This window comes from Mycolicibacterium frederiksbergense, assembly GCF_012223425.1.
GTDB lineage: Bacteria > Actinomycetota > Actinomycetes > Mycobacteriales > Mycobacteriaceae > Mycobacterium > Mycobacterium frederiksbergense.
Genome location: NZ_CP038799.1, coordinates 736,720 through 750,510, shown reverse-complemented (window position 1 = coordinate 750,510; position 13,791 = coordinate 736,720). Strand labels below are relative to the sequence as shown.

The following is a 13,791-nucleotide window of genomic DNA, read 5'->3' as shown; positions in this document are numbered from 1 at the left end:
ATCAGGTGACAGTTTCGGTCACGCGGCCTGACTGGCCGGTGTGGTCATGATTGCTTCGAATTCGATCGGGGTCAACCGCCCGAGGCCGGCTTGGCGCCGGCGGCGGTGGTAGGTCCGTTCGATCCAGGTGACGATCGCGATCCGCAGCTCCTCGCGGGTCTCCCAGCGGCGGCGATCGAGCACGTTCTTCTGCAGCAGAGCGAAGAAGCTCTCCATGGCCGCATTGTCACCGGCCGCCCCGACACGGCCCATTGACCCGACCATCTCGTAGCGGCCGAGTGCGTGCACGAATCGTCTTGACCTGAACTGAGACCCACGATCGCTATGAACTATGCACCCGGCCACATTAGCGCGGCGTGCCACCGCGTTACTCAAGGCCGTGGTCGCTAACCGGGACTTCATCCGGGAGTCGATCGAGTACCCGACGATGCGGTTGGAGTACACGTCCTTGATCGCGCAGAGATAGAGCTTGCCTTCACCGGTACGATGCTCAGTGATGTCGCTGAGCCACAACTGATTTGGGCCACCCGCGGTGAAATCGCGCTCGACAAGATCGTCGTGCACCGGCGGGCCGACCTTGCCGTTCTTGCCGCGTTTCTTACCGAACACACTCCACAATCGATTCTGCGAGCAGATCCGCCAGCCGGTGCGCTCAGCCATTGGCTCACCGGCATCGCGGGCCTCTTCGACCAGGTAGCGGTACCCGAACTCGGGGTCGTCCTGGTGGGCGTCGAACAGGGCGTTGGCGCGGTAGGCCTCGATCATCTCGGCGTCGGTGATCGGCTGGGCCAGCCAGCGATAGTAAGGCTGGCGGGCGAGCTTGAGTACCCGGCACGTCACCGCCACGGGAATCCCGTCGGCAGCGAGCTCACTTACGAGCGGGTAGACCCTTTTCCCGGCAGATTGGCCTGCGACAAATACGCTGCCGCCCGGCGCAGGACCTCGTTCTCCTGCTCCAACAACCGATTCCGGCGACGCAGCTCCCGCAGCTCAGCCGACTCACCGGTGCTCTTGCCGGGCTTGGCACCTTCATCGATATCGGCTTGGCGCATCCACTTGTGCAGCGTCATCGGGTGCACACCGAAATCAGTGGCGATCTGTTCGATCGTCACACCGTCATCGCGGTTGCGGGCCACGCGGACGACATCGTCACGGAACTCACGGGGGTAAGGCCTGGGCACACTGACATCCTTCCAGCTCACCCATCCCGGGCAAGCCAACTCAGATGTCACCTATTCGTGCAGCAGACCCGCATGACTTCCGCGACTCTGGTCGGTCGACTCAGCGATCGTGACTCCTGGCAAGCGGACGGCTGCTCCATGGCGGCGGCGATCGACATTGTCGGGCGCCGGGCCAGCCTGCTGCTGCTGCGTGAGGCCTTCTACGGGGCGCATCGCTTCGATGAGTTCGCGCGCCGGGCGCAGCTCAGTGACAAGATCACCGCGACCCGGCTTCGTGAACTCGCCGATGAGGGCATCCTGGAGAAGCGTCCGTACCACGACCCCGGACAGCGCGCCCGGGAGGAATATCACCTCACCGAGAAGGGCGAGGAACTTCTCCCCATTCTGCTGGGCCTGATGCGCTGGGGGGACCGATGGGCTCGCTCCGACGGGGGCCGCGTAGGGCTATCGCACATCGACTGCGGATCGCCCATCGATGTCGAAGTGCGTTGCCGCAACGGGCATTCAGTGACCGCGCGCGATATTCAAGCAGAGTTGCGCGGCTGAGACAGAGCTGCGGTGGAACGCAAGACACCGTGCGCGGGGCGGCAGCCAGCTTCGACCGGACGTGACACACACGACGCGACATCGCAGCCGAAGTGCTCATCACCGGCGCAGAGTGAAGCACAGGACCGCAACTGACCGGCTCATAACCCAGAGGTCACAGGTCCGAATCCTGTCCCCACTATTAATAGGAACGGCCCTCGGACTTCGGTCCGGGGGCCGGTTTCATGCCCACAGGGAACGCTGTGGGAAGTCCTGGTCGCGTCTGGGCACCGAACAGCTGAGCGAGCTTTACCCCGGGGCGCTTTGTCGAACAGGATAAAGAGCGAGCCCATTTCCCATACGATCGGCCAAGAAGTTCAGACGGCCGTCCTGCTTGCATGATCACCACGACGAGCGCATTACGGGAACCTTCGACGGAACGAGAAATCCATGTCCGACTCCGCGTTTCAGATTCTGGCGATCGGGCTGTACTTCGCTCTGATGCTGGCGATCGGCTTCTACGCCTACCGGCAGACCAGCGACCTCGATGACTACATGCTCGGCGGCCGCAGGCTCACCCCGACTGTCGCGGCGTTGTCGGCCGGCGCATCAGACATGTCCGGGTGGCTGCTCCTCGGAGTGCCGGGCGCCATCTACGCCTCCGGCCTTGTCGAGTCGTGGATCGTGATCGGCCTGGTGATCGGAGCCTGGCTCAACTGGAAGTTCGTCGCACCGCGACTGCGGGCATACACCGAGATCGCCAACAACTCGATCACCGTGCCGAGTTTCTTCGAGAACCGGCTGCGCGACAAGTCGCATGTCCTGCGGATCGCGGCAGGCACGATCATCCTGTTCTTCTTCACATTCTACGTGTCGTCCGGCATGGTCGCCGGCGGCGTGTTCTTCGAGACGTCGTTCGGCTCGTCGTATCCGGCTGGGATGCTCTTGGTCGCCGCAATCACCATGTGCTACACGCTTTTCGGTGGTTTTCTGGGTGCGTCGCTCACCGACGTTGCGCAGGCGGTGTTGATGTTCGCGGCGCTCGTCACGATCCCCGTCGTCACGATCATCGCGACCGGCGGACCGGGCGAGGTGGTCAATCTGGTCCAGGCCGCCGACGCCGCGCACAACGCCGCCAACCCCGGCGACGAAATCCACCGCACGTCTCTGTTCTTCGGCGGAAGTTTCCTCGCCATCGTGTCCGCTGCGGCCTGGGGACTCGGCTATTTCGGCCAACCGCACATCATCGTCCGGTTCATGGCGTTGCGCTCCTCGGCCGATGCCAAGGCCGGTCGTCGGATCGGCATCAGCTGGATGATCCTCACCTCGGCAGGTGCGATCGCCACCGGCTTTGCGGGCCTGGCGTACTTCTTCCGCGAAGGCGTGACGCTGGACAACCCCGAGACCGTGTTCCTCCAGCTGGCGCAGGTGATGTTCCATCCCCTGATCGCCGGGATCGTGCTCGCCGCAGTGCTGGCGGCCATCATGTCGACGATCTCGTCGCAACTCATCGTGTGCTCGTCGGCTCTGGTCGAAGACATCTACCGGGCGTTCGGCAAAGAGGCCAGTCCGGCTAGGTTGGTCACCTACGGCCGGCTCGGGGTGCTGACGGTGGCCGTGGTGGCGGTCCTGTTGGCGCTCAACCCGGATGGGACGATCCTCGACCTTGTCGGCTTCGCGTGGGCCGGCTTCGGGGCCGCGTTCGGCCCCCTGATCATCCTGTCGCTGTTCTGGCGCAAGCTCACCTCGGCCGGTGCGATCGCCGGCATGATCGCCGGTGCGGTGGTGGTCGGCATCTGGGGCCAGACCGAGTCGCTGTCGAGCGCGATGTATGAAATCGTCCCCGGCTTCCTCGCGTGCCTGGTCGTTGCCGCGGCCGTATCGCTCATGACTGCCCGCGAGAACGACGAGATCCAGCGCGAGTTCTCCGATATGGCCGAGACGGCCAGGAAGCCTCACGAACCCGCGGTGCCTGCCTGACGCACTGCCTCCCCGATCGAACCGCCAGGCGGCACGTGATTGTTCGACCGCGGCGTGAAACCTATGAGCGGGAACGGCTTTACGACGTGCACACTCCCAGCCGTGCTTCCTGCGCCGCAACGCGGATCACACCGGCGGCGACAAATGCCGAGCCGCGCTGTCCACCGCGATCGCCGCGCTGGTCAGCCCACGCTGATCAGCACCACCCCGACCAACACCACCGCCGACGCGATCGCGCGCCGGCCACCCAGCTTCTCGCCGAGAAACACCGCGCCGATGAGCGCGCCGAAGATGATGCTCGTCTCCCGCAGCGCGGCGATCGGCGCGAGTGCCCCGCTGGTCTGCGCCCACAGCACGATCGAGTAGGCGGCCAGTGAGATCACACCGCCGGTGATCCCCGCCCCGGCCGACGCACGCAACGCCGGCCCGAGCCGGCCGCGGCGACGGATCACCGCCAGCACCGCGATCGGCGGGCCCTGCAGCAGGAACATCCACCCGATGTAGGCGGCCAACGGCGCCTCCCGAACACCCAGCCCGTCGACGACGGTGTACGCGGCAATCATCACGCCGGTGAGCAGTGCCGCCGACAGCGCCGGGATGTCGCGGCGGCCCGGCCGTCCGCCGATGAACACCAGTCCGATGAGCCCCAGGGAGATCGCCAGCACCCCGGCGAGCTCGGTCGGCGGGAGGTCGTTGCCGAGCACCACCACCGACACCAGCGCCACGATCCACGGTGATGTGCCCCGCGCCAGCGGATACATCTGGCTGAATTCGCCGAGCTGGTAGCTCGCGAGCAGCAGCAGGTTGTAGACCACGTGCAGCGCCGCGGACGCGATGATGAACGGCCACGCTCCGGCGGGCGGAAACCCGGCCAGCAACGCCAGCAGCCCGCCGCCGACCATGTCGACCGCGCCGATGAGCGCGAAACCCACCAGACGGTCGTTGACGTTGTGCGCCAGCGAGTTCCAGATGGCATGAAGGAGCGCCGAGAACAGCACGGCGAGGGCAATGATCGGCGTCATCCGAGGACCTTCCCGGTGGCACGCGCGCGCCACCGCAAGATCCTCCAGGCTTTTATCCGTTCAGATGACCGCGAGTGTTCGGAACTCCCGGTGGCGACGCTCGGACCAGTCGCGTGTGACCGCCGGAACCCTAGACGCTATCGGGCCAGACTCTACCCGTACGCGTCACGTCGTCATCGCCGATACCCCGGGAGGCGGACATGGTCTCGTCGTAGATCCCGGCTGCGTTCACGGCTTGTCCTGCGTCACTCGGACTGAGTTCTCACCCACGGCGTGATGGCCGTGCACCGACGAGTGGTAGTGCGGCAGCTGCGTGACGAGCTGAGCGACACTCCTCGACGTCGCCATCACGGTACGATCGGGTCTGACCAGTGCGGCGACAGTGTGACCGCGGCGTAGCCACCGGGCCAACTCGGTACCGGGTGCGGCGAAATATGTTGTGGAGCCGCGCTCTTGGGCCAGCAGGTGCTGGGCCGACGTGAGCGGCACCGCGGTGATGAGCGCGAAACCCAGACCCAGGACGTCATCGACCCGGTGGCCGTCCGGCAACACGGGGTTGGGGCACAACGTCCCGGTCAGTGACCGAGGGCCATGGCGGCGCTGAACAAAGCGTGAGCGGTGCAGCGCCGGTGTCGACGAATCCATGATCCGGTTGCGCACGCCCGGTATCAGCCCCAGCCGTGGCACCACGATGCGACGCAGCAGCGAGCCGGCCTCACCTCCCGCGGTCATGAATCTGCCGACCACCAGGGCCAGTCGAACCATGGCTCGCGCGTGTGGTTTTCGTTCGCGCTCGTAGCTGTCCAGCGCGGACGGTGGCAGGTCACCGGAAATCACACCGGCCAGCTTCCATGCGAGGTTGGCTGCGTCGCGAAGTCCGGCACCCATGCCCTGGCCGATGAAGGGTGGCGTCAGATGGGCGGCGTCACCGAGCAAGAAGACGTTCCCCCGGCGCCAGCGGTCGGCGAGCTGGGCGCGAAAAACGTACTCGGCGACACGGATGAGGTGCAGCTGATCGTCGCCGACGGTTCCGGTCCACGGCGCGATCAGCGGCTTGAGCGTGGTCAGGTCGCAGAAGTGTTCGGCGGTCTCGCCGTCGAGCAACTGGAACTCCCACCGGTAGCGAGTGTCTCCGATACGCATGTAGGTACCCGCCCGTGCGGGATCGCAGACCTGATGGACGCCCTCCCACTGACCGAGGTCCGCGGTGGTTTCGACATCGATCACCAGCCAGCGTTGCTGGAACCGAAGGTCGTCCATTCGCGCGCGGATCGTCGAGCGCACAAAGCTATTGGCGCCATCGCAGCCCAGTACGTAGTCCGCGTCCACCTGCTTGGTGGTGCCGTCACCGCGGTCGCGGTAGCTGACCCGAACGCCACCGTCTGCCCGCTGTTCGATGCCGAGCACCTCGCAGCCGCCCCGCACGTCGATGCCGGGGTAGCGGGCGAGGTTCTCCCGAAGGACAGATTCGAGCTCGGGTTGGTCGAACATGTTTGCTTGCGGAAAGCCGTTGGTGCCGGGGACGGTATCTCGGTGGAACTCGGCAAGAACACGGTGATCGTGGTCGCGCAGCTGTAGTCCGTGTGCCGGGCGGGAGATGGCCGCGAACTGTTCGGAGATGCCCAACCGCGCGATGATGCGATAGACCTCGTCGTCCATGTGGACCGCGCGGGGTTGCGGATAGACCCCGTCCCAGCGGTCGAGCACCAGACTGCTGATGCCGTACTGCGCCAGCAGGGTCGCCACGGTGGCACCGGTAGGACCCGCCCCGACGATGATGACGGGCAGCCCCACGGCAGTGATCGATCTCGGTTGCGGAGTCACTGAATTGAGCTCAGTTCGCTTCCACCACGCGGTAGGTCACGGCATAGCGTGCCAACACGCGGTCGATGTCCTCGCGGTGTGCGGGGTCGGCGATCTCGACGATGAGCACGGGCGCTCCGCCCTCGATCTCTGCGGTAACGCAGACACCGTCGTGCCCGGCCAGGGCGTCGGTGAAGACATCACGGGCGGCATCGGCACGCAGGGGCACCTTGTACGGCTTGCCGATTGCCGTCACCGGTAGCCCGTCGAGGATGGTCACTTTTCGTGGCGCGGCGGCGCGCTCACCGACCTGGGTTGCGGCCCACCGTGTCAGCTCCTGAGCGCTGACGACGGATCCGGGATGAAGCGTGACGTAGGCGACCGGCACCTCTCCGGAGTGGGCGTCTGGGGCGCCGACAGCGGCAGCGGAGGCCACGTCGCCGTGGGTGAGTAGTGCGTCCTCGATCTGTGTCGGGTCGATGTTGTGGCCACCGCGGATGATGAGGTCTTTCGCGCGGCCGGTCAGATAGACGAACCCGTCGTCGTCAACCCAGCCGAGATCGCCGGTGTCCAGCCGTTCCCCATGGAGGCTTCCCAGTCCGTCGAGTTGCAGGCCGTGCACGCCGTGGCCGGACACGTAGCCGGCGAATACCGTTGGCCCGCCGATGATCAACGTTCCCACCTCGCCGGCAGGAAGATCGATCAGGTGTCCTTGCTCATCGACCTTGGCTGCGGTGATCTGTTGGTAGGGCAGGCGTTGACCCACTGAGCCGGGTCGTGGGTATTCACCGAAGCTACGAGCGCTCGCGCAGGTTGCTTCGGTGAGCCCGTATCCCTCGACAAGGGTGATACCGGTGTGGGATTCAAAGTCCTTGCGCACGGCGGGCGGAAGTGCCGATGCGCCGACGACGGCGATCCGCATGCTGGAGATGTCGGCGTCGATCGGGCACTGAGTGAGCACCGCATAGACGGTGGGCACCGCGCTCATCGCTGCGACCTGGTAGTGCTGCACGATCTTCCAGAAGTTCGCGTACAGCGCGGGATCACGGTATCCGAGCGGACCTGCCCACACCACCCGCTGACCGCGCAGCAGCGGCGCCAGCAACGTGACCACCAAGGCGTTGACGTGGAACAGGGGCAATGCCGCGAAGACGACGGAATCCTGGTCGAGGACGGTATCGGCGGCGGCCACCATCCACGCGTCGGTGACCTCATTGGCGTGGGTATGCGCGGCGAGTTTCGGGGTTCCGGTTGTGCCGCCGGTATGGAATATCGCCGCCAGGTCGCCAGGTTCGGGTGGCTCGCCCGCGAAGCCCGCACCGTCATATCCCGAGGCCATCACCGTCAGATATCCGACGGTGACGCCGGGCAATGTGGGCACGGGCTCGGTCACCGCCGTGCCGGTCGGTGAAAGCAGCAGGACACAGTCGACCAGCCCGCTGTCGGCCAGGGCCTGCGCCACATCCCAGCTCGCGGCGTCGAACTCGGGCGACGCGCTGATCAGGGTGCGGGCACCGGACCGTGAGACGAGCTCGGTGACCTGCTCAGCGCTCAGCCCGCTGTTGATCGGGGCGGCAATCCCGGCCAGCTGCGCCGCCAGGGTTGCGGTGATCAATTCGTCACAGTTCGGGGACAGCAGAGCCACCACGCTGTCGCGCTGGACCCCGATGGCGCGCAGAAAGTTGGCGCTTCGGCGAACGTCGGTGGCCAACTCGCCGAACGTCCTCGACGTGCCGCCCGCCCAGCGGTCGGCAGCCGGCAATGCGATGACCGCGGGGGCGTCCGGCCACAGGCTTGCCGCCCGCTCCACAATGCCGAACGTCGAATTCGGCAGCCCCCGTTGATTCAGTGGCACACGCTCGACATCGGGCAGGTCGGCGGGGCCGGCGTAGCGCGGCCACAGCTGATCGGTTGTCACGCGAAGACAACTTTCATCCGCTGGCTGCCTAGGTCGATCGCACCGTCGTCGGTGGCCACCGATGCCGTGACGACATCGTCCTGCTGCAGGTACTTGCGGTTGGAAGCCTGACGTTTGAAGAAGGCTTTCCACTTCACCGCCGGCGGCAGCAATGCACCGATCATCTCGATCGGTTTGGGTGGTGCGACGAGCGCCGTGCCTGCTGGTGTACCTGTCAGCACGAGGTCGCCGGCGGCGAGATCCTGGAACCGGGTCAGCGACTGCAACGCGGCGAGCGGCCGGTAGAGCATATCGCCCTCGACCAGGGCATTCTGGCGTTCGTCCCCGTTGACGCTCAGCCGCAGGCGCAGGTCGCCGAAACGGGCAAGCTCGTCGGCATCGAGGAGCACGAGTTCCGGTCCGACCGGGGTGAAGGTCGGGTATGACTTCGCCTCGTAGAACTGGGTCTGCGGCAGCTGGATGTCGCGTGCGGACACGTCGTTGGTGATCACCAGTCCGGCAACATAATCGGTGAGATTGCCGGGCGTCACGTCGGTGCCGACCGGCAGGTCACGCCCGATGACCAGGCCGATCTCCACCTCGTAGTCGAGGAACCGGACGTGTGTGGGTTTGACGATGTCGTCGAACGGGCCGCCGATGGATGCGGAGGACTTTCGGAAGAACGTCAGCGGGACCGTCTTGGGATCCATGCCCGAATCCCTCACGTGGGATTCGAAATTGGTCATCTGCGCGACCACCCGGCAGGGCCGGGTCAGCGGCGAAAGCAGATCCAGCCCGTCCACCGCGACGGTGTCACCGGTTGCGGCGGCGATCGCGGCGCGGTCGGCGAGCAGCTGTGCGGTGGTGGAGGCAGAGGTGCCGATCTTGGTGGCGCGGTCGGCGGTCTTGACCCACCAGCCGTCGGCGGTGCGAATGATGGATGTGCTCATGAGCGGGCAACTTTCAGTAGGCCGATGAGGCGGTGGAGGTCGAACTCGTTGCGCTGTGGGAGGGCGGTGAGGATGGACCGGGCTTCCGCGCGGGCGCCGCGCGGGCTGGTGCCGAGGAAGTCGCCGCTGACCGGAGGGCCCCACTGGGACAGGCCGCTGGCGGTGAACGGTGCCCAGCCGGGTTCGAGGGTGTTGTCGAACATGTCACCATCGGCGAAGTGTTCGACGAGGAACCCGTCGGGATCACGCCAGTAATCGAAGAGCTGGCTGCCCTGGATGTGGCGGCCGATACCCCAGGACCGAAAGTAGCCGCGCTCTCTGAGGTACTCCCCGCCGGCTGCGAGTGCATCCAGATCGCTGACCTGGTACGCCGAGTGCACGTACCGGTTGGCCGGTCCCAGCGCCATCGCCAAGGTGTGGTGATCGGCGGGCTCGGCACCGCGATCGCAGCGGATGAAGCTCATCGTGGGTCCACGTTCGCGTTGGCCCGGGAAGAACAGGAAATCGCTGACGATCATCCCGAGGTTCTGCTGATACCAGGTCAGCGCCTCGACGTACTTGGTCGACTGCAGCACCACGTGACCGAGGCGTTGGACCCTGGCCGGGGCGCGAGGGGGCCGCTGGGTGGCATTGGTGCGCACGATCTCATGGCCGGAGTTGAACAGAAGCGGTGGCTGCGTGGGCAATTGGGGAAGATCATGAGTCCCCGCCACGACGCGGACCGGGATTCCGCTGGGGTCGTTCAGTTGGACCGCCGAACCGCCGATGGTGTCGGGCAGCGGTCGCACCTGCGCGCCGGTCCTGTCGGCAAGCCGACGCACGTCGGCTTCGTCGGCGGCGCGGAACGCCACGCCGGCGAAGCGAGACCTTTCCCCACGCCGCAGGATCACGCAAGGAGTGCCCACATCGGTTCCGCGCAGGTGCAGTTCCTCGGGAGTTCGCAGGGTCGTCTGGAAGCCGAACGCACGCGCGAATGCCTCGGCACGCACAAGATCGGGTTTCTCGAATTCGAGCCACGAGATGTCGCGGATCTTGATGGTGGGATTCGTGGCGCGGTCGGCGAACTCGCCGGGCATTGCGCCGCGCTCGCTGTGCAGATCGTTATGGGTCCCGGCCATGTGGCGACAACCTCCTCTCTGTAACTGATGAAATCGTCACATACGACGCTACCCTCAGTCAAGGTTTCTGACGATATCCTCAGTTATGACTGAACTGCTAGATTGAGTCTCCCTTCGAGACAGGCGAGGTAGTGATGGGTGAGTCCGTGGAACCGGGCATCAGTCGGGTGCAACGGCGCAAGCAACGCACCCGTGCTGCGCTGATCAGCGCAGCACAGGGCTTTATCGCCGAAGGTCGGCTCAGCGTGCCGGTGCTGGACATCACGCAGGCCGCCGATGTGGGAATGGGCTCGTTCTACAACTACTTCGACAGCAAGGAAGAGTTGTTCGCCGCCGCGGTGGCTGAGGCCCTCGAGGCGCACGGTGCGCTCTTGGATGTGCTGACCGCCGACGTCGAGGACTCCGCAGAGGCGTTCGCCTGTCGATTCCGGCTGACCGGGCGTCTGTTTCGCCGCCGCCCGCAGGAGAGCCAGATCCTCTTGGCCAACGGGGTTGCGCTATTGACCTCGGATCGGGGATTGGCGCCCCGTGCGCTGCGCGATATCGAAGCCGCCGTCGGCGCCGGACGGTTCTCGGTCGACGATCCGCAGCTGGCGCTCGCGGTGGCCGGCGGCGCCATCATGGGATTGGGCGCCCTGCTGAGCAGTGATCCCGATCGCGACGATGCCCGTGCGGCCGACTCTGTGACGTCCGACGTGTTGCGACTGTTCGGTATGTCGGCAGCCGATGCCGCCGAGGTCTGCGCTCGACCGCTGCCCGATCTGGATGCGATCGCGCCCCCGCATTCGGCGGCGTGAGCCGCCGGCGCGACGACTCAGCTGCCGCGCAGCGCCGCGACCGGACAGATGTCGATCGCCTCCCGGGCGGCGCCGGCGAGGTCCTCGGGCACATCGGTATTGGCGTACTCGCTGACCAGATCGCCCTCGTCGTCGAAGGAGAAGATCGTCGGAGCGGACTGGGTGCACAAACCGTGACCTTCGCAGCGGTCCTGATCGATGGTGACACGCATGGGTCCTCCCTTCCTAGGCGGGTACCAGCTCAAGGGGCAGTCGCTGGTATCGGTGGATGATGTTGTTGACGGCCCAGATCGGCTCGCCGGTGAGGTTGATGCGCTCCACGCGTGCGGCGAGCTCGCGCAGGATGGCCTGTGACTCCAGGCGGGCCAATCCCTGTCCCGCGCAGCCGTGCGTGCCGTAGCCGAAACCCAAGTGCCGATTGACATCCCGGGTGATATCAAAGCTATCGGGATCATCCCATTCGCGTTCGTCGCGGTTGGCGGAGGCGTAGATGACCAGAATCCGGGAATCTCGTGGAATCAACGAGCCGCCGAGTTCCACGTCGGTGACGGCCTTGCGGGAGAATGCTCGCAACGGCGACTCGAGGCGCACGACCTCGTTGACGGCGTTCGCGACCAGTGACGGGTCCTCACGCAGCGCCTGCCACTGATCGGGATGGGTCGCGAAGAGGTGTAGTGCCGAGCTGATGGCGCTGATGGTGGTATCCAGCGAGGGCGCCAGGTAGTCGATCATCAATGCCGGGCATTCCGCGCGCGGCACCTCACCCGCGTCGGCCGCGTTCAACACGTCGTCACCCATGCTGCCGGGCAGTGCGGCGCGATCGCGGACGACGCGGCGGGAGAATCGCAACATCGACAACGCCGCAGGTGTCGTACGCAGCCACTGCCGGTTCAGCGGACCAAGCGAGTCGAATGTGGCTCCAGCCCAGTCGATAAGGTTCTCTCGGCCGTTCTCGGGCCAACCCACCAGATCCGGAACCACCGCCAACGGTAGCGCCGTAGCGACGTCACGGACGCCGTCCACATGGCGACGGGCCACCGCAGCCTCGACGACCGCCGCGGCCTGGCGGTCGATGGCCTCGGACATGGATCGCAGAGCTTTCGGCGTGAGGCGGTGGGCCAGCAACTTGCGTCGGCGGTCGTGGTCGGCGCCATCGCTGTTGAGTGTGGTACCCCGGGAGAGCCGGTTGGTCAGCGGATTCAGTGCCACACCTTGGCCGGACGCAAAGCGCCCGTCATCGCGCAGCGCGGCCTTGCATTCGGAGTACCGCGGCAACGCGTAGACCCGCTGTCGCGGCAGCCACACCACCGTGCCCAGCTGTCGTAGTCGGGCGTAGTGCGGGTAGGGGTCGACGATGGCGCTGCGTGCGTAGATATTCCGTCGATACGCCGGCGCGTTGGCGGCATTTCCCATGGTGAGTCCCTCACTGCGGCGGGTGCGGGGCGGCTCCGTCGTCGACGCCTGGTCGTGCGTACTCGACGGTCGAGCCCTGCGCGGGTTCATACCCACCAACAGAACCAGAGGATGACGATATCGTCAAGTATGACTGAATCTGGCAAGCAGGTGTGGTTCGTCCTGCCCGGCCGGAAGGTTCATCGGCGTGAATATCGGGCGTCGTCATAGCCGATGCCCCACGAGGCGGACAGCGTCTCGTCGGGCGCCAACCAGCGCAATCCGACGCCACTGTTGAACGCATCCGCGGGCGCGGTCATCGGTTCGAGCGCCACGGCCGTCACGAACTGCTCACCCCGGGGGAACTGCCGGGTGATGAAAACGTGCACGAACCCGAAGCTGTCGTCGGCCCACAGCGAGACGGTGCGGCCGTCGGGGGAGCACAGGGTGTGCACGCTGCGACCGTCCGACGTCGGCACCGACCACGCGTCGTCGAGGTCGAGGTCGGCGATGACGCGTCCACCGCGCAGGTCCCACGCTGTTCCGGGTACGGCGGTGCAGCCGGTCGGTATGAGCCGGTCGTCGACGTCGATGTGGTGTGATCCGTTCACGGTCAGCGCCAGCGTCTCGGTGGGCACGTCGCCGATCGTCAGAAAGGGATGGGCTCCGATCGCGACTGGGGCACAGTCCGATCCGATGTTGCGCACCGTGTGCGTCGCGGTCAGGCCGTCAGCCACCAGATGGTAGGTGACCTCGGTCCGCAGTCGGAAGGGGTAGCCGCGTTGCGGAAGTACCGACGCCCCGAGGGTGATCGAGGAGGCCGACCGGGCCACCACCCGATGCGCCGTGTGGTGCACCAGTCCGTGCAGTGCGCTGCCATGGCGGGCGTCGTTGATATCGAGTTGGTGTGTGCGCCCGTGGTGTACCCACCGGCCGTCGCGCACCCGGTTGGGCCACGGGATCAGGACCGCGCCGCAAAAGAACGGCACCGGCCCGCGGTCGTCGAACTCGGCCGTGATCTCGACGCCGTCCACGCTCAGCTGCCGAATGGCCGCACCCGCCTCGGCGATCGCCGCGCGCACCGTGCGGCCACCGCTGTGCAAGACGAGCTCGAACGGTGCCATGT

At 66.1% G+C, this 13,791-nt stretch carries 12 protein-coding genes; 3 read left to right on the top strand and 9 right to left on the bottom strand.

The features are described 5' to 3' along the window. Nucleotides 1-18 precede the first annotated feature (18 nt). Nucleotides 19-1,181 (bottom strand): IS3 family transposase gene (locus EXE63_RS06530; protein WP_168141301.1). Its coding sequence is split into 2 segments (ribosomal slippage): nucleotides 19-894 and nucleotides 897-1,181, totalling 1,161 coding nucleotides; the frame shifts between segments, so codons are not numbered across the junction. Nucleotides 1,182-1,253: 72 nt separating this feature from the next. On the opposite strand from EXE63_RS06530, the gene EXE63_RS06525 reads away from it, so the two are divergent. Both EXE63_RS06525 and putP read left to right on the top strand, forming a co-directional pair. Further along, complete coding sequence (locus tag EXE63_RS06525; RefSeq protein ID WP_168141300.1) at nucleotides 1,254-1,727, top strand: winged helix-turn-helix transcriptional regulator; 474 nt, start codon at nucleotides 1,254-1,256, stop codon at nucleotides 1,725-1,727. Nucleotides 1,728-2,156: 429 nt separating this feature from the next. Next, entirely contained in the window at nucleotides 2,157-3,686 is a 1,530-nt protein-coding gene (gene putP, locus EXE63_RS06520) for a sodium/proline symporter PutP (protein WP_168141299.1), read from the top strand. A 182-nt stretch (nucleotides 3,687-3,868) separates the two neighbouring features. Here putP and EXE63_RS06515 read toward each other — a convergent pair whose 3' ends face one another. From EXE63_RS06515 to EXE63_RS06495, 5 genes are all read right to left on the bottom strand, one after another. Further along, nucleotides 3,869-4,708 (bottom strand): EamA family transporter, encoded by an 840-nt coding sequence (locus EXE63_RS06515; protein ID WP_168141298.1) that lies wholly within the window; start codon nucleotides 4,706-4,708, stop codon nucleotides 3,869-3,871. A gap of 228 nt (nucleotides 4,709-4,936) precedes the next feature. After that, nucleotides 4,937-6,496, bottom strand: coding sequence for a bifunctional 3-(3-hydroxy-phenyl)propionate/3-hydroxycinnamic acid hydroxylase MhpA (mhpA, locus tag EXE63_RS06510; RefSeq protein ID WP_436277753.1), 1,560 nt, complete (start codon nucleotides 6,494-6,496; stop codon nucleotides 4,937-4,939). Between the two features lie 46 nt (nucleotides 6,497-6,542). Further along, nucleotides 6,543-8,429 carry an acyl-CoA synthetase gene (locus EXE63_RS06505; protein WP_168141297.1) on the bottom strand — a complete coding sequence of 629 codons (1,887 nt, stop codon included), beginning with the start codon at nucleotides 8,427-8,429 and terminating at the stop codon, nucleotides 6,543-6,545. After that, nucleotides 8,426-9,358 (bottom strand): fumarylacetoacetate hydrolase family protein, encoded by a 933-nt coding sequence (locus tag EXE63_RS06500; protein ID WP_168141296.1) that lies wholly within the window; start codon nucleotides 9,356-9,358, stop codon nucleotides 8,426-8,428. Before EXE63_RS06500 ends, EXE63_RS06505 begins: the two co-directional genes overlap by 4 nt. Further along, nucleotides 9,355-10,476 (bottom strand): VOC family protein, encoded by a 1,122-nt coding sequence (locus tag EXE63_RS06495; RefSeq protein WP_168141295.1) that lies wholly within the window; start codon nucleotides 10,474-10,476, stop codon nucleotides 9,355-9,357. The genes EXE63_RS06500 and EXE63_RS06495 overlap by 4 nt, the downstream gene beginning before the upstream one ends. A 134-nt stretch (nucleotides 10,477-10,610) precedes the next feature. On the opposite strand from EXE63_RS06495, the gene EXE63_RS06490 reads away from it, so the two are divergent. Continuing rightward, entirely contained in the window at nucleotides 10,611-11,273 is a 663-nt protein-coding gene (locus tag EXE63_RS06490) for a TetR/AcrR family transcriptional regulator (protein WP_168141294.1), read from the top strand. 17 nt (nucleotides 11,274-11,290) lie between these two features. Here EXE63_RS06490 and EXE63_RS06485 read toward each other — a convergent pair whose 3' ends face one another. From EXE63_RS06485 to EXE63_RS06475, 3 genes are all read right to left on the bottom strand, one after another. Beyond that, a complete protein-coding gene (locus EXE63_RS06485) occupies nucleotides 11,291-11,485 on the bottom strand; it encodes a ferredoxin (RefSeq protein ID WP_168141293.1) in 195 nt (64 codons plus the stop codon). Between the two features lie 13 nt (nucleotides 11,486-11,498). Continuing rightward, the gene (locus EXE63_RS06480; protein WP_168141292.1) at nucleotides 11,499-12,686 is read right to left on the bottom strand and encodes a cytochrome P450; all 1,188 of its coding nucleotides are present in this window, start codon (nucleotides 12,684-12,686) and stop codon (nucleotides 11,499-11,501) included. Nucleotides 12,687-12,865: 179 nt separating this feature from the next. Beyond that, nucleotides 12,866-13,789: an aldose 1-epimerase family protein gene (locus tag EXE63_RS06475; protein ID WP_168141291.1), complete on the bottom strand. Its 924-nt coding sequence runs from the start codon at nucleotides 13,787-13,789 to the stop codon at nucleotides 12,866-12,868. Between the last annotated feature and the right edge of the window lie 2 nt (nucleotides 13,790-13,791).